General features: G+C 66.9%; 15 protein-coding genes. 7 read left to right on the top strand and 8 right to left on the bottom strand.

The window, feature by feature from the left end; genetic code table 11:
* Window positions 1-288 precede the first annotated feature (288 nt).
* From HMPREF1138_RS04670 to HMPREF1138_RS04650, 5 genes are read left to right on the top strand one after another with little or no spacing between them, the layout of a single operon-like run.
* On the top strand, window positions 289-891 hold the full coding sequence (locus HMPREF1138_RS04670) for a hypothetical protein (protein ID WP_238318607.1): 603 nt from the start codon (window positions 289-291) through the stop codon (window positions 889-891).
* 24 nt (window positions 892-915) lie between these two features.
* Window positions 916-1959 carry a hypothetical protein gene (locus tag HMPREF1138_RS04665; RefSeq protein ID WP_009057138.1) on the top strand — a complete coding sequence of 348 codons (1044 nt, stop codon included), beginning with the start codon at window positions 916-918 and terminating at the stop codon, window positions 1957-1959.
* Window positions 1944-2576 carry an ABC transporter ATP-binding protein gene (locus tag HMPREF1138_RS04660; RefSeq protein WP_009057103.1) on the top strand — a complete coding sequence of 211 codons (633 nt, stop codon included), beginning with the start codon at window positions 1944-1946 and terminating at the stop codon, window positions 2574-2576. Before HMPREF1138_RS04665 ends, HMPREF1138_RS04660 begins: the two co-directional genes overlap by 16 nt.
* Window positions 2573-3646: a hypothetical protein gene (locus HMPREF1138_RS04655; RefSeq protein WP_009057127.1), complete on the top strand. Its 1074-nt coding sequence runs from the start codon at window positions 2573-2575 to the stop codon at window positions 3644-3646. Before HMPREF1138_RS04660 ends, HMPREF1138_RS04655 begins: the two co-directional genes overlap by 4 nt.
* 33 nt (window positions 3647-3679) lie before the next feature.
* On the top strand, window positions 3680-4372 hold the full coding sequence (locus HMPREF1138_RS04650) for a type 1 glutamine amidotransferase (RefSeq protein WP_009057107.1): 693 nt from the start codon (window positions 3680-3682) through the stop codon (window positions 4370-4372).
* 215 nt (window positions 4373-4587) lie between these two features.
* Here HMPREF1138_RS04650 and manA read toward each other — a convergent pair whose 3' ends face one another.
* From manA to HMPREF1138_RS04630, 4 genes are all read right to left on the bottom strand, one after another.
* A complete protein-coding gene (manA, locus tag HMPREF1138_RS04645; RefSeq protein WP_009057131.1) occupies window positions 4588-5805 on the bottom strand; it encodes a mannose-6-phosphate isomerase, class I in 1218 nt (405 codons plus the stop codon).
* An 80-nt stretch (window positions 5806-5885) separates the two neighbouring features.
* On the bottom strand, window positions 5886-7649 hold the full coding sequence (cydC, locus tag HMPREF1138_RS04640) for a thiol reductant ABC exporter subunit CydC (RefSeq protein ID WP_009057104.1): 1764 nt from the start codon (window positions 7647-7649) through the stop codon (window positions 5886-5888).
* The gene (locus HMPREF1138_RS04635) at window positions 7646-9247 is read right to left on the bottom strand and encodes an ABC transporter ATP-binding protein/permease (protein ID WP_009057123.1); all 1602 of its coding nucleotides are present in this window, start codon (window positions 9245-9247) and stop codon (window positions 7646-7648) included. The genes cydC and HMPREF1138_RS04635 overlap by 4 nt, the downstream gene beginning before the upstream one ends.
* A gap of 119 nt (window positions 9248-9366) precedes the next feature.
* Complete coding sequence (locus HMPREF1138_RS04630; RefSeq protein ID WP_039936920.1) at window positions 9367-10428, bottom strand: YeiH family protein; 1062 nt, start codon at window positions 10426-10428, stop codon at window positions 9367-9369.
* A gap of 88 nt (window positions 10429-10516) precedes the next feature.
* Between HMPREF1138_RS04630 and HMPREF1138_RS04625 the strand changes: the two genes are divergently transcribed.
* Window positions 10517-11422, top strand: coding sequence for a LysR family transcriptional regulator (locus HMPREF1138_RS04625; RefSeq protein WP_009057105.1), 906 nt, complete (start codon window positions 10517-10519; stop codon window positions 11420-11422).
* An 84-nt stretch (window positions 11423-11506) separates the two neighbouring features.
* On the opposite strand, the gene HMPREF1138_RS04620 is transcribed toward HMPREF1138_RS04625, so the two are convergent.
* The 3 genes from HMPREF1138_RS04620 to HMPREF1138_RS04610 form a co-directional block, all read right to left on the bottom strand.
* Window positions 11507-12655 (bottom strand): branched-chain amino acid aminotransferase, encoded by a 1149-nt coding sequence (locus HMPREF1138_RS04620; protein ID WP_009057116.1) that lies wholly within the window; start codon window positions 12653-12655, stop codon window positions 11507-11509.
* Window positions 12656-12785: 130 nt separating this feature from the next.
* On the bottom strand, window positions 12786-13046 hold the full coding sequence (locus tag HMPREF1138_RS04615) for a Txe/YoeB family addiction module toxin (RefSeq protein ID WP_009057129.1): 261 nt from the start codon (window positions 13044-13046) through the stop codon (window positions 12786-12788).
* Window positions 13047-13048: 2 nt separating this feature from the next.
* Window positions 13049-13291 carry a type II toxin-antitoxin system Phd/YefM family antitoxin gene (locus HMPREF1138_RS04610; RefSeq protein WP_009057115.1) on the bottom strand — a complete coding sequence of 81 codons (243 nt, stop codon included), beginning with the start codon at window positions 13289-13291 and terminating at the stop codon, window positions 13049-13051.
* Window positions 13292-13382: 91 nt separating this feature from the next.
* On the opposite strand from HMPREF1138_RS04610, the gene HMPREF1138_RS04605 reads away from it, so the two are divergent.
* A complete protein-coding gene (locus HMPREF1138_RS04605) occupies window positions 13383-13880 on the top strand; it encodes a hypothetical protein (RefSeq protein WP_009057122.1) in 498 nt (165 codons plus the stop codon).
* A gap of 117 nt (window positions 13881-13997) precedes the next feature.
* Here HMPREF1138_RS04605 and HMPREF1138_RS04600 read toward each other — a convergent pair whose 3' ends face one another.
* Window positions 13998-14477 (bottom strand): S-ribosylhomocysteine lyase, encoded by a 480-nt coding sequence (locus HMPREF1138_RS04600; protein WP_009057133.1) that lies wholly within the window; start codon window positions 14475-14477, stop codon window positions 13998-14000.
* Window positions 14478-14482 lie beyond the last annotated feature (5 nt).

Raw genomic sequence — 14482 nt, 5'->3', positions numbered from 1 at the left:
TCCCAGGGTTTTCTCAGCTAAAGCTCCCTGTTTTTTGAGTTTGGCGTCACACAATGGATGGTGTGTTGCAGCCCCCGTTTCCGGGTCGGCTTGCCGCGGTGGGGATCGCACGCCGCGTCGAGTTCCGGGATTGGGGGCTGCGGCGCGTCTGGAGTATCTTGACACCCACGTTTTAACTCGCTTCTCCGTAATGCGAGTTACGGAGCAAATGCCTTTGTTATTCTGGAAGTAAGCACCCATTGTCGAGGCTGTTCGAGGGAGAACATCATGGGAGCACACAATAGGGAGATGGCGCACTCCATCCGTTCGCGCGTTGGTTTGCTCGCTGCCGCTCTTGTCATCGTCGCCACGGCGTGTGGCTGCCAACAGACCACACCTGCGGCGGAGGGGCCGTGGGCGGCCGACATTGAGCAGGCGCGCAGTGAGTGGGCGTCCAACGAATTCGTTCAATCTGTCCTCGCCGACTCTGCCATCAGCGAGGCCGAACTCCAGGACATGCGTCAGCGCGTGCTGAGCTGTCTGACAGACAAGGGCGTGACCGGCGCGTCTTTTGGCCCGAGCGGCGAGTTGAGCGTCCTCGATCAGCCGGTTGGTTCCTCCGTATCTGAGGAACAGCAACAAGAGTTCGTCGACGCCTGTTCCATCGATGCCGGCCAGCCGATTATCGAGGCGCTCGAGTTCGACATGCGAGTCAACCCGGATCACCGGGATATCAACGAGCTGTACACGCAGTGTTTGATCCGCAACAAGGCGGTTGAGCCGTCCTTCACGGCCCAAGAGCTCGCACGCGCTCGCGAGAGCGGAACGCCTCTCTCAAGCGCGCTGCCTTTCATCGACCCATCCCAGGGTCCCGACATTTTGCGACGATGCATCGAGGACCCCAGCAAATAACCACAACCACCCTCAGGAGTTGAGATGGCATCTTCTCGCCGCTGGCTCGCCCTCACCGCGTTTGTCGCTCTCATCGCCGGTGCGGGCGGGGTCAGCGCGGGTATCCTCATTGCCTCGCCGCCCACCCCGGCCTCGCTGGCCTCGTCATCTGCTCCGTCGACGGTCCCCGTCACCACCCGCGAGTTCACTGATACGCGTTCCCTCACCCTCACAATTCCCCCGGCCTCGCCTCACGAACTCACCTCCCCCATCGCCGGGCGCATCACGGCCCTCCAGGCAGCACCGGGAACTCCCATCACGTCAGGTTCTATTCCCTGCGAGATCGACGGGCTGCCCCTTCTTGCCTTAGCCCTGTCCACTCCTCTCTATCAGGACGTGGTGGACGGAGCGACCGGACCAGACATTGCGGCCCTGAACGCTGAGCTTGCTCGGCTCGGGTATGCGGCTCCAGCGGAATCTCAGCGGGTCACGGCCGCCACACGAGCGGCCCTGGCCTCGGCAATGGGCGTGAGCGACGGAGCTGGAGGTGTCCCCTCCCGTATCGAGGCCTCTCACGTCCTGTGGATTCCCGCGCCGACCGTCACCCCCTCGTCGGTTCCCGTTCGCCTGGGTGACAGCGTCGATACGCAGACGGTTCTCCTCACCCTTGAGGACTCCCGCGACGCCTTGCGCCTCTCCGTCCCGCCGGACGCGTATCCCGAGGACCACGTCATCACCCTGGGGGACACGGACTACCCCGTTCCCGCTGATGGCGTGATCACCGACCCCACACTGACGGCGACGATCCTGTCCTCCAGCGAATACGCGACTTTCGTCCGTTCCGCCCCGAGCGGCGATGGACCCGTTCAGCTGCCGGTCTCCTGGAAGCTCGCCTCCCCCATCACCGTCACGGTCGTCCCGCCGGCCTCAGTGATCGGAGACGCGACGGGCGCGTGCGTCTTTGCAAGCGGCACGCCGATCCCCGTCTCTATCGTGTCTTCTCAGCTTGGCCGAACCTACGTCCTGCCAGCTACCCCGCTCTCCGCCGTCGACACCGCCGTCGAGGGACGCTCATGTCCGTCGAGCTAGACAACGTCGGGCACAAGTTCGCCGCAACCCCGTGGCTCTTTCGCCATCTGAGCGCCCGCTGCGAGGACGGCGCCCTCACCGCCATCATCGGCCCGTCCGGTTCTGGCAAATCAACCCTGCTGTCGCTGATCGCGGGATGGGAGACTCCGACCGAGGGAACGATCACCGTCCCCCGTCCGCCTGGTGAGCAGAACCCCCGCATTGCGTGGGTCTTCCAGAACCCGTTCGGCGTTCGCGCGCGCAGCGCCATTGACCACGTGGCGCTGCCCCTGTTGGCCCGCGGCATGAGCCGGGCGCAGGCCGATGTCGAGGCGAACCGGCTCCTTGATGCCTTCAACCTGGCGCATCTGGCAACCCGCCCATTTCGTGATCTGTCGGGCGGCGAGGCTCAGCGTGTGCTCCTCGCACGCGGGCTCGCATGCTCCCCCACCCTGCTCCTCGTGGATGAACCGACCGCGCAGCTTGATCAGTCTACGGCTCGCGATATCGCCTCCACGCTCGGCTCGCTGCGCGAGGACGGGGTGAGTGTCGTGATCGCGACGCATGACCCGTCGATTCGCGCGCAGTGCGACGCCGTCATTGACCTCGCCCACTTCCAGGAGGAGGAACAGCGATGAGCACACTCTCGTGGCGAGCACTCCTGTCCGAGGCGTGGAGGGACTGCCTGAGCGGGACGGCCCGCGTCGGGATGCTGACTATCCTGGCCACCGCCCTGGTCGGAGGCATCATCTGCGCCGATGCGTTCTCTCTTCGTTCCGTCAGCGTTGAGGCGGCCTCTTTCCGTGTCCATCTGGGATCGGTGCGAGTCCTCCAAGCGCAAGGCAGCATCGACGGGGCCACTTGCGATGCGCTGTCGCGAATCCCCGGGGTGCGTGCAGGAGCCGTTCGCTCGGTCGAATCCGGCTTGTCCCCGCTCGCCCTTCCGGCCTCGTCGCTGCCCCTGTACGAGGTCACGCCTGGAACCGTCTCTCTCCTAGGGACAACAACGGCCGATCCGACGGGAATTCTGCTCCCTGAGCAGGTAGCCGAGGACCTCGGCACCCCTCAAGGAACCCTTCTCCCCCTCGCACACGGGCAGGCCGAGGTCGCGGGCACCTACCCGTGGGACGAAAACGACGGGCGCCGTCCCGGCTACGCCTACGCGGCTCTTGCCCCCGTGCCCGCGACGGGGACCTTCGATGAGTGCTGGTACGAATCCTGGCCGCACAGCGACGACGTCGATGCCCTGGTGCGCTCAGCCCTCGTTGGAAGCGACGACCAGAACGCCCAGGTGCTGGCCATGAACCCTTCGCGCGGGACGACCTTCGACGCGGCGGGGCGACTGCGACAGAGGCCGACCTGGTGGGCGTGGATCACCGCGAGCGCAATCGGTGCGACCCTAGGGGCCGCTGCCACATGGTGGCGTCGCCTCGAGATCGCCTCGGCTCTGCACGCTGGGCTCCGCACGTCGGATACGACAGTCCTTCAACTGTTCGAGGCCGTGGCGTGGGTGGGCGGCGCATGCGTCCTCACCTCCGGCATATGCCTCACGATCCTGAGCGGAGCGGCGCCCGGGGATCGCTCCGATCTCATCCGTTTGGTCGCAACCGAGGGCATCTGTGCCGCGTCGTGGACGCTCATCGGTGTCACAATCACAGCCATGACGATCCGCGAGCGCCAGCTGTTCACGTTCTTTAAGGGCCGATAGGTGTCTGCGCGTGATCGCGACTACAATTGATGTATGAACATCCTCGTGATTCAAAACGACCCGATCGTTCCGGTGGGTCAGTTGTCCGCCTTCCTCGGCGGTCACGAGGTGGTGCGCGCCTGGGAGGACCCGCAGCGCCTCCAGGACCTGGCGGCCGCTCCCCTGCCGGGCGCCCTCATCCTGCTGGGTGGCCGCGCCAACGCCTACGACGACGAGGCCTGGCCGTGGCTGGAGGCCGAACGCGAACTCCTGCGCCGCTGCGTGCTCGCCAACATCCGGGTGCTCGGCATCTGCCTGGGCGCCCAGCTGATCGCCGCGACCTTCGGCGGGCGCGTGAGCGTCTCCGACCCGGCGGGCCCCGAATACGGCGTTATTCCCCTGGCGTGGGGCACGAACGACCAGGCGGGCGGCGGCGGAGCCGTCCCCCTGCGCATGGCCCTGGCCTCGACCCACACGGTCTTCGCCGACCACGGCGACGCCATCGTGGAACTCCCCCGCGGCGCGCGCGAGTGGGCGCGCTCGGACAAGTACACGCAGATCTTCTCCTACGGCACCGCCCTGGGCGTCCAATTCCACCCCGAGGTCACGCGCGAGACCGCGACCGTGTGGGCCGTGAATAACGAGGACGTCGACACCGAGGACATCGTCGCCGGCTACGACGCGCACGAGGACGAGCTAGCCTCCACCTGCAAGACCCTGGCCGACTGGGTCAGCGGCGTCTTCTAAGGCGCACAAAGAATCGCAGTGCGGGCACCCCCACGCGGTACCCACACTGCGATTGACAATCGGGCCTCGTCGCAGCGAGCGGAGATGAGGTCCGGCTTTTATTTTAGAGGAAAAAGCCCAAGCTACAAGGCTTTTTCAGGAACCAAGACCACCACGTGGAACGACTTGACAACGCAGCCTGCCACAGCCTCGTCCCCGCGCACGACGCACCCCGATCAGGGGGCCGCGACCTGCACGAACGATCCGGTGCCGAACGCCCACACGCGCCGCTCGGCGGCCGAGACGAACACGGCCTGGCCGCGCGCCAGCTCTACGCTATCCCCGCCCTGCTCCTCGCTCACGTGCAGGGTGACCGACCCGGAGGTCGCGATGACGATGCGCGGGCCCTCCCCGGGCACGGCGACCTCGTCCACGCGGGACGTGTGTTTGCCGGGAGCCAGCGTCGTCACCGACAGCTCGAACTCCTGCGCGGGCGCCAGGAAACGGTCCGTTGTCGCCGAGGGATGCTCAGGGGCCACGCGCACGGGCGGCAGCGCCGAAAACTCGGTGATCTCCACGAGCTGAGCGGAATCCACGTACTTGCCGGTGAGGCCCGCGCGCACGACGTTGTCGGAGGAGGCCATAACCTCGATGCCCAGGCCCGACTGGTAGGCGTGGATCTGGCGCGGCGGAATGTAGACGGCCTCGCCCGGGCGCAGGGACACCGGGTTCATGAGGAAGGCGACAATGATGCCCGGGTCGCCCGGGTGCTTCTCGCCCAGGACGCTCACGAGCTCGTCGGTGCGCGGTGAGGGGGACGTGCCCGACGCGAGTCGGGAGCGGCACGCGGCCACGAACTCGGCGACGCGCTCGGGGGTCGCAGGTGAGTCCTCGTCGAAGAGCCACGTGGCCAGGGAACGCAGGCCCCCGCGCACGGTCGCGAGCTTGAGGCGGTGGCGCAGGCGGTCCGCGAGCTCGCCCTCCAGCCCGACGAGGAGCTGGCGGGCCTTACGCGGCACGCGGAAGCCGACGAGGGCGCTGAACTCGGTGAGCGCGTAAATCATCTCGGGCTTGTGGTTCATGTCCCGGTAGACGCGGCGTGTGTCCGTGCGCTCGATGCCCAGGACCTCCTCGCGCAGGTAGCCCTCGCGCGCGATCTCCTTCGTCGGATGCACCTGCAGGCTCAGGGTCTGGGCGGGGGCGATGATCTTCGCCAGGTACGGCAGGGTCGGCCCAAACGCGTAGAGCAGGCCTCCGCCGAGGGCTCGCTTGGGGTCCTCGCCGATGTGCTCGGCGAGGGTCTGCCCGCCCGTCAACAGCGTGGGCCCGTCCGGGTGGGCGCCAAACCACACCTCGGACACCGGGTCGTCCCCGGCGGCGGCCCCCAGGAACTCGGGGATCGCGTTCGTGGAGCCCCACGCGTCAGCTTTCGTCCAGCCGATCAGTCTTTCCATAGGTGGCATCCTATCGGTATCGGGCACGCAAAGACGCGGGGGACGAGGCCGTGGCCCCATCCCCAGCGCACTCGCGTCTGTCAGGCGCCGGGCTGATCAGCGGTTTCGCGCGCCTCGAGGGCGGCGAGGGCACCGCCGCGCGCGTGCAGCTCGGCGTAGGTGCCGCTCTCCACGACGCGGCCCGCGTCCATGACGATGATCTGGTCGGCGTCGCGCACGGCGCTGATGCGGTGCGCGATCTCGACGATGGTACGCCCTTTCGCGACGCGCGCGATGCCCTCGCGCACACGCGCCTCGGTGGCCGGGTCGACCTGGCTCGTGGCCTCGTCGAAGACGTAGATGGGGGCGTCGCGCAGGAGCGCGCGGGCCAGGGCCAGGCGCTGGCGTTGGCCGCCCGAGAGGCGTTCGCCCATGTCGCCAACGACCGTGTCCAGGCCGTCCTTTTCCGTGGCCAGCCAGTCGGTGAGGTCCACGGCCGCGAGCGCGGATTCGAGATCCTTCTCAGTGGCGTCGGGTGCGGCGAGCAGCAGGTTGGCGCGCAGCGTGTCGTTGAACAGGTAGGGACGCTGGGGCGCGGAGGCGACCGTCGCGCGCAGGTCGTGCAGGGATACCTCGGCCACGTTCGTTGCGCCGATGGTGACGGTGCCCGAGGCCGGGTCCCACGTGCGGGTCAGCAGCGAGGCCAGCGTCGACTTGCCCGAGCCGGAGGCTCCCACGATGGCGGTGCGCTTCCCGGCGGGGATGTGGATGCTGACGCCGTCCAGGACCGTGGGCGCGGGCGCGGGCGCGTCCTCGTCCGTCGGGTAGGAGAAGGTCACGTCGGTGATCTCGATGTCGCCGGGCGTCAGGGGCTTGGGGTCGGCCGGGTCGGCGACGACGGGCGCGCGGTCGATGATCGCGAAGACGCGGGCGGCAGACGCGAAGGCCTGATCCAGGTCCGCGGCGAATTCCTCGACCGCGAGGACCGGCCCGAAGGAGCCCATCGCGATGCCGATGGCCAGGCCCGCCTGCGGCAGGGTCAGGGGACCGTCAAGCACTCCGGATCCCGCGACCATAGCGACCGTGACAATGCCGACGGCGACGGCGGCCTGATTGAGGCCTCGGCGCAGCGCGATCCAGCGACCCTGCACGCCCAGAGCGGAGTCGATACGCTCCTCGATGACGCTCATCTCGGCCTCGCGACGATCCTGCGCGCCAAAGGCCAAGACCTCGCGCACGCCCTGGACCGAGTCGGTCACGTGGGCGGCGATCGCGCCGCGGGCCTCGCGCAGCTCACGCGCCGCACGCGCGGTTGAGCCCGACCCCAGGAAGGGGATGATGGCGCCGATGGCCAGCAGGAACGGAGCCAGCACGGTCGCGAGCGTCCAGGAGACGGCCGACCCCATCCACACGATCGTCAAGATCGGGACGATGAGGGCCGTCGTCACAGGCGCCAGCGTGTGCGCGAAAAAGACCTCGACACGGTCGATATCCTTCGTCACGCGGTTCATGATGTCGCCCGAATCCAGGCGATCCGTGCCCGCCGGCGCCTGGGGTTCAAGCTGGTCGTAGAAGTAGTTGCGCAGCATGGCCAGGGAGTGGAAGGCCACGAAGTGCCCGGCGAACTGCTCGAGGTAGCGAGCTGCGCCCTTGAGCAGGCTCACGCCTACGGCGCACACGATGATGAAGGGGATGGACCAGGCGCTGGTGCCGACGGCCAGGCTCCCCACGGCCCAACCGCCCAGGGCGAACAAAGCAATCCCGGCCATCAGGAAGACGATGCGCGCGGCGATCGATGCGGCCAGCGGGGGCAGGACGCGACGCGTGATGGACAGGAGCCGAACGGACAGGTGCCTGCGGGTCATCGGATCGTTCCTTCCTGGAGCGTCGCGACGCGGTCGGCGTCCTTGATGGTGGCGTCGCGGTGAGAGATCGTCAGGGTCGTGCGCCCGGCGCACACAGTGTCGAGAGAAGCCAGGATCTCGCGTTCGGAGGCCAGGTCCACGTGGGCCGTGGGCTCGTCCAGGATCATGATCGACGCGTTCTTCAAGAAGGCGCGGGCAATCGCGATGCGCTGCGCCTCGCCGCCGGACACGGCCAGGCCGCGAGCGCCCACGCGCGCATCGAGACCCCCGGGCAGCGCGTCGTAAAACTCGCCGAGGTGGGCGGCGCGCAGGGCCTCAATGAGCTGGTCGTCGGTGGCCGTGGGGGCGGCCAGGAGGAGGTTGTCACGCAGCGTACCGGAGAAGAGGTAGGTGGTCTGTTCGACGACAGCGCTCTGGGCGCGCACCCACGACAGCGGCGCGGTGGCCAGGTCCACGCCGTTGAGGCTCACGCGGCCGCGCGTGGGTCGCAGAAATCCTTGCAGGAGCGCGGAGATCGTGGACTTACCGGCGCCGGAGGGTCCAGCCAGGGCGACGTGTTCGCCCGGGCTCACCGTCAGGTTTGCGCCGCGCAGGACGGGGGTGTCCTTGGTGTAGGAGAAGGACACGCCAGACAGGGCGATCTCGCCGGGGGCGGCCGGGATCGCGGGGACGCTGACGCCCTTGGCGTCCACGACGGGCGGGGTCTGCTCGTTAAACTTCTTGATTTCCTTGTTGGCGGCGATGCCGCCCATGCCGATGTAGAAGAACTGTCCGATCCGGTCCAGGGGGTCCAGCATGATCGAGGAGAGCAGCACGAGGGAGATGGCGCCGCCAGCGCTCAGAGCCCCCTGCTCGTAGCGGATGAGGGCCAGCGTGATCGCGCCGGTGATCATGCCCAGGGAGAAGACGGAGTCGATGACGAGGAGGATCAGCTGGTTGCCCGCCAGGTAGCTCATGACCTTCGAACGCACCTCTTCGGCGGCCTCGGCCAGGCGCTTGCCCATATCCTTGCCCGCGTTCATGAGGGCCAGGTCTCCCAAGCCCTGGATGGCGTCGAGTTCCTTGGCGGAGAGCTGGCGCGAGGCGTGACGGTAGCGCGAGGACACCGGCTTGAAGGCCTTGCGGAAGCCCATGACGCAGATTGGGACCAACGGGATGGCAATAGCCAGGAAGCCGCCCGAGGCCGGGTCGAGGGTGAGGGCGACGACGATGACGACGAGGATCGGGGTCGTCAGCGACGCAATCATGGGGGCCAGGAAGATGCCCTTGTAGGCGGCCACGCGCTCGACGCCATCGGTGGCCGAGTTGACGACGCGGCCCGCTCGCTCATTGGTGCGCTGCGAGGGCCCCAGGGCAAAGACCTGGCGGATCATCGAGTGGCGCAGGCTCGGCTCCAGCTGCTTCATGGTAATCGCACCGAGAGCGCTGACAGCCCACGCGAAGAAGCCGGAGGCGAGGGCGGCGGCGAGCGCGATCCACCAGGTGGACCAGGCCGCCCCTCCGACGACATCGTCGATTCCCCAGCCGATCGCCAGGTAGGCGAGCGCCAGACACAGGGCCGCCGCCCACGAGCAGACGACCACGATCGCGCGTTTCATTGTGCTCCTATCAACATGACGCACACGAGTACACAACCAAGGATACCCTTAGTTAGGTTCTGACACCAGTGTCACTTTGGACCGTTTGCGGCGCGTAGTGACGCCCTGGTGAGCCATGTTCAGCCGGCGAGGGTGACTCCGCAATAGGCGATGGTGGCGACGAGGAGGGTGGAGAGCGCGGCCAGGGCGAAGGGCTTGAGGCCCACCTTGATGAGGTTCCGAATCTTGACGCCGCAGCCGAGTCCGAACATCGCTGCAGCCAGCAACCCTGTCTGCAGCAGCCCGCCGGTCGTCAGCACGAAGTCCGGCAGAGGGATAAAGGAACGCAGGAGCACCATGGCGATGAACCCGATGATGAACAGCGGGACGATGGGCGGCAGCTTCGAACTCGACCTCTGTTGACTGGGTTCGCCTGCCGTACGGCTGAGACGGCGCTCCCGGATGCTGAGGATGGCCACGACCGGGGCGAGCAGCAGCACTCGGGCGAGTTTGACGATGACCGCGACCGTGAGCGCTCCGCCGCCGATGATGCCTCCGGCCGCGACGACTTGCGCGATTTCATGGATGGAACCCCCGGCCCACATCCCGGCCGTCTCGGAGCCCAGGCCAAGCAGGTTCGTGAGCAGTGGGACGAGGGGAATCATCAGCGTTCCGAAGATCACCACGAGGGTGACCGCGGTGATGGTGTCTTCCTCGGCCTCGTCGTCCGGGTCGGTGACCCCTGCCGCGCCCGCCACGGCTGCCGCGCCGCAGATGGAGAATCCGCAGGCAATGAGCAGCGAGAGCCCGGATGGAACCCGCAGCAGCCTCCCCAGGAGAACGGTGCCGAGCAGACCGCCGGCGACAATGCACACGACGACGACCAGCATTGGGGCTCCGAGGTCGAGGATGTCGGTCAGTACCAGCTGGAGTCCGAGGAAGACGATGCCGGCGCGCAGGAGCTTTTTCGCGGAGAAGTCGATGCCGTCGGAGGCCGCTGCTGGCAGCCGGACGACGTTGGCCAGGAGTACGCCAAGCACGATCGCGATAATGAGCGGGCTGACTCCCGGCAGCAGCAGGCTGACCCCGTACGATGCTCCGGCCGCGGCCAGGCAGAGGACAAGCCCGGGCAGGAGCGCGCGGACTCGGGCAAGCAGCGTGTGTTCCGGTCGGGCAGTCGCAATGTTCTGTGTCTGTGTCATGCATCCATTGTTTCCTGGGACTCGCTTGCGCGAGTAGAGGCAGATACGGTCCGCTATACAAGTTATGCTTGTGGCTGGGAGGCGGAAGATGCACTACGAGCCGGACTTGGAGGCACTGCGAGTCTTGGCGCTCGTCGCGAAGGAAGGCAGCATGTCGGCGGCAAGCGCGCAGTTGGGCGTGAGTCAGCAGGCGATATCTCTGCGCATCCGGAACCTGGAAAAAGATCTGCGCATGCGACTGCTGGTGCGTTCCGCACGGGGCTCCCGACTGACTCCGACAGGCGAGCTGGTTGTTGGCTGGGGAACAACGCTGCTGACAGCGGCCGACGAGTTCTCGGATGCTGTCAACTCGCTCCGCACGGATCGCGGGAAGATGATGCGCATCGCCGCGAGCCTCACGATCGCAGAACACCTCCTACCGGATTGGATCGCCCGGTGGCGCATCTCTCACGGCAATGACGGCCCGGTCGTTCAACTCACAGCCGCCAACAGCAGCACGGTCGTCGAGGCCATACGCGAGGGAACCGCAGACCTCGGGCTCGTCGAGACCCCTGTCGTTCCCGCCGGCCTCCGGTCGGTCACCGTCGCTTACGACACCATCGAAGTCGTTGTGCAGCACGGTCACCGATGGGCGAAGACCCGCCGGGTGTCCGTCCGTGAACTGGCGGGCACTGGGTTGGTGCTCCGCGAGACCGGCAGCGGCACCCGACAAGCGCTCGAGAACGCCCTCACCGAGGCGGGCTTTCCCCTCGCAGCCGAGCCCGCAGCCGTGCTGACGACCACGCTCGGCGTTCGCAGCGCGATTATGGCCGGCATAGCCCCCGGCGCGTTGAGCTCCCTCGCCGTGTCCGAGGACGCCCGCGCCGGCCGACTCGTGCGAGTTCGGATCAACAATCTCCAGATCACCCGCCCGCTCACCGCCATCTGGGCCGGGACGACTCCGCCCCCTCACATACGGGACTTCCTGGACGTCATCGCGCGAACTGACCGGTAACGACCAATTTTGCATCGCGACCACATAAAGAAGCCACGGCCTCGTGACAATCGACGAGGCCGTGGCTCCCTCAAGCAATCAAGCTCAGACCAGGCGGTACGTCCAGCCGTAGGGATCCTCCGCGCGACCCCACTGGATGTCGGTCAGGCGCTTGTGGATCTCGCGGGTCCTGTCCCCCACCGCGATCTCCACGTCGAAGTCGTCGCCAGCCAGGCGCGTGATCGGGGTGACCACGGCGGCCGTGCCGCAGGCGAAGACCTCGGCGACCGCGCCCGAGCGGATGCCGTCCACGACCTCGGACAGGGCGATCTTCTCCTCGCGCACGTCCACGCCCTGGTCGCGCAGCATGCGCAGGATCGCGCTGCGGGTGCCGCCCTCGAGGATGACGCCGGTGAGCTCGGGGGTTCGGATCCTGCCGTCAGCCATGACGACGAACATGTTCATGCCGCCCAGCTCCTCGAGATACTTGCCCTCGTAGGTGTCCAGGAAGCAGACCTGAGAGAAGCCCTTGGCCTCGGCCTGAATCTGGGGCAGCAGGGAGGCCGCGTAGTTGCCGCCAGCCTTGGCGCTTCCGGTGCCGCCAGGGCCTGCGCGGTGATACTCGCGCTCCACCCAGATGGCCACGCCCGACAGGCCGCCCTTGAAGTAGGGGCCCGACGGCGAGCCGATAACGTAGTAGTCGACGACGCCCGCGGGATGCACGCCCACGAACTCCTCGGAGGCAAACATGAAGGGACGCAGGTAGAGGGAGGAACCATCGACGTCGGGCACCCACTTGACGTCCGCGCGCACGTAATCCACGAGGGAAGCCACGAAGTCCTCGCGGCTCAGCTCGGGCAGTGCCAGACGGCGAGCCGAGTGATTCAGGCGCGCAGCGTTGTAGCCGGGGCGGAAGGTCCACACGGACCCGTCCTCACGCTTGTAGGCCTTGATGCCCTCAAACACGGACTGGCAGTAGTGGAAGACGGAGGCGCCGGGGGTCAGTTCGAGCGGGCCGTAGGGGATGACGCCGCGCTCATTCCAGCCGCCCTCGCGCGTCCAGCGCATGTGGGCCATGTGATCCGTGAACTTCTTACCGAAGGCCAGGGTCGACATAATCTCGTTGTATTCTTCCGGCGTCGCCGGGTGCAGATTGTGGGTCAGTGGGAAAGATCCCGCCAGCTCGTCGGCGGCGGGAAGGACCAGGTCGCCGGCAGCCTCAAGTTCCGTCGGGGTGTGCTGCGTCGATGCCATGAGGCCTCCTGTCGTGGTTTTTCACAAAGATGAAGCCAGAATATGCCCGCAGTCCACATCGCGGCCTAACGATTTCGGAATGTGACCCACTCCCCTGCCCGCTGTGGACGTTCTCACCCCACAGGACGGCTCACTCGTAGTGGGTCCACATACGCAGGACGCGGACGGTGTGCTCTTCTTCGAAGACCTCATAGACGAGCCTGTGCTGAATGTTAATTCTGCGCGAGTACATCCCGGCGAGGTCGCCCACGAGGCGCTCATAGCGCGGAGGCGTCGCGAACGGATCTTCTTTCAGGACCGCGATAAGACTCTGAGCTTTCGCCCTGAGGCCGCTGGCGGAGAGCTTCTTCGCGTCCTTGGCGGCCTGCTTGGAGAAAACGACGCGCCACATCGCTACCACTCCACGTCGTCGAGCGCGCCGTCGAGGTCTTCACGAGCGGCTTCCTTCAGACTCTCCGTCATTCCGGGAATTCCCTGCAGGTAGAGGGTTTCCTGAATGGCGGACCAGTCGGCCTCGCCGATGAGAACAGCGTTTCCACGACGTCCGGTGATCGTGATCGGGGTCGACTCCTCATTCACGGTGTCGATGAGCCGGTACAGGTCCGAGCGGGCGGCAGTAGCACTCACAGCAGTCATGATTATCCCTTTCCACCACCATCATAACGTACGCTTTCACGTACTTATAGGCCTGTGCGCACGATTTCTGCCGAAAGGATACGATCAACGCATGACGACTTTGCCGGACTCTCTTTCCTCCGCCCTGCCCTCCCGCGAGCGCCGCTCCCCCGGCCTGGAGCTGGAAGATGGGCGCTGGATGGTGGCCGCAAAGTCGGGCCTGTACGTGTTCGGCGCCGAGGCCTCGTCGACGGACGGGGAGCCTACCCCCGAGGTGTTCCCCTGGTACGACGTGGCACGGGCACGCTGGGAGGCCGAGGGTTCTCTCTTCGCCCTGGAGTGGGTGGATCCGGCCCGCACTCCCCTGACGGGGCGCGGAGTCGGTGACCCGGAGGACTTCATGCGACACGCGAGCGAATACGTCAACCGGTCGATCGTCCTGCACTCCCAGGTGGAGGTGGGCAACGGGACGACGGTGACGGCATGGGTGCGCCGCGGACCGGACGGGCTCTTCTCCGTCCTGACGGCCGACGGCGCGCTGGACGAGGCCGGTCAGCGCGAGGCGGTCGCCCTGGAGGCTCGCGTGCGCGACGCGGTCGGTCTGGATTAGTCGACGAGGCCGTGGCACCCGCCCGGGAGCGCACCCTTGGGCGCTCCGTCACAGATAACGACGGGACCCATCCGCGCCGGATGGGTCCCGTCTGTGTTCCCGGGCGCTCGCCCAGAATCAGTGAACAATGAACACTCGCTCGAAGGGGTCGATGGACAGGCCCTGCTCGAGGATCGTCCGGCTCCACTCGCGCGCACTGAACAGGGAGTGATCGCGGTAGTTGCCGCAGGAGTACACGTCCGTGCCCGGAACGTCCTCCCAGGTCACCTCCTCGGCGATCGCATGCAGCGACGAAGCGATGGCGGCCGTCACCTCACGGACGGAGGGGGTGCCCCACATGATGAGGTGGAAGCCCGTGCGGCAGCCGAAGGGCGAGCAGTCGATGACGCCGTCGATGCGGTCACGCAGCAGGGATGCGAGGAGGTGCTCGATGGTGTGCAGACCAGAGGTCGGGATCTCGCCGCTGTTGGGCTGGACGAAGCGCACGTCGAAATTCGAAATCTGGTCGCCCTTCGGGCCGGACTCCACGTTGATGAGGCGCACGTAGGGCGCCTTCACGGCGGTATGGTCCAGGGTAAAGCTCTCCACTTCTGCCATCTTGT

This window comes from Actinomyces sp. ICM58, from assembly GCF_000283035.1.
Classification (GTDB): Bacteria; Actinomycetota; Actinomycetes; order Actinomycetales; family Actinomycetaceae; genus Pauljensenia.
This window is presented reverse-complemented; position numbering and strand designations above follow the sequence as displayed.

Coding starts and splice junctions, on each gene's coding strand:
- manA (WP_009057131.1), bottom strand. CDS start 5,805: ATGGAAAGACTGATCGGCTGGACGAAAGCTGACGCGTGGGGCTCCACG.
- cydC (WP_009057104.1), bottom strand. CDS start 7,649: ATGACCCGCAGGCACCTGTCCGTTCGGCTCCTGTCCATCACGCGTCGC.
- HMPREF1138_RS04635 (WP_009057123.1), bottom strand. CDS start 9,247: ATGAAACGCGCGATCGTGGTCGTCTGCTCGTGGGCGGCGGCCCTGTGT.
- HMPREF1138_RS04615 (WP_009057129.1), bottom strand. CDS start 13,046: ATGTGGCGCGTCGTTTTCTCCAAGCAGGCCGCCAAGGACGCGAAGAAG.
- HMPREF1138_RS04630 (WP_039936920.1), bottom strand. CDS start 10,428: ATGACACAGACACAGAACATTGCGACTGCCCGACCGGAACACACGCTG.
- HMPREF1138_RS04600 (WP_009057133.1), bottom strand. CDS start 14,477: ATGGCAGAAGTGGAGAGCTTTACCCTGGACCATACCGCCGTGAAGGCG.
- HMPREF1138_RS04620 (WP_009057116.1), bottom strand. CDS start 12,655: ATGGCATCGACGCAGCACACCCCGACGGAACTTGAGGCTGCCGGCGAC.
- HMPREF1138_RS04670 (WP_238318607.1), top strand. CDS start 289: ATGGCGCACTCCATCCGTTCGCGCGTTGGTTTGCTCGCTGCCGCTCTT.
- HMPREF1138_RS04650 (WP_009057107.1), top strand. CDS start 3,680: ATGAACATCCTCGTGATTCAAAACGACCCGATCGTTCCGGTGGGTCAG.
- HMPREF1138_RS04665 (WP_009057138.1), top strand. CDS start 916: ATGGCATCTTCTCGCCGCTGGCTCGCCCTCACCGCGTTTGTCGCTCTC.
- HMPREF1138_RS04610 (WP_009057115.1), bottom strand. CDS start 13,291: ATGACTGCTGTGAGTGCTACTGCCGCCCGCTCGGACCTGTACCGGCTC.
- HMPREF1138_RS04625 (WP_009057105.1), top strand. CDS start 10,517: ATGCACTACGAGCCGGACTTGGAGGCACTGCGAGTCTTGGCGCTCGTC.
- HMPREF1138_RS04660 (WP_009057103.1), top strand. CDS start 1,944: ATGTCCGTCGAGCTAGACAACGTCGGGCACAAGTTCGCCGCAACCCCG.
- HMPREF1138_RS04605 (WP_009057122.1), top strand. CDS start 13,383: ATGACGACTTTGCCGGACTCTCTTTCCTCCGCCCTGCCCTCCCGCGAG.
- HMPREF1138_RS04655 (WP_009057127.1), top strand. CDS start 2,573: ATGAGCACACTCTCGTGGCGAGCACTCCTGTCCGAGGCGTGGAGGGAC.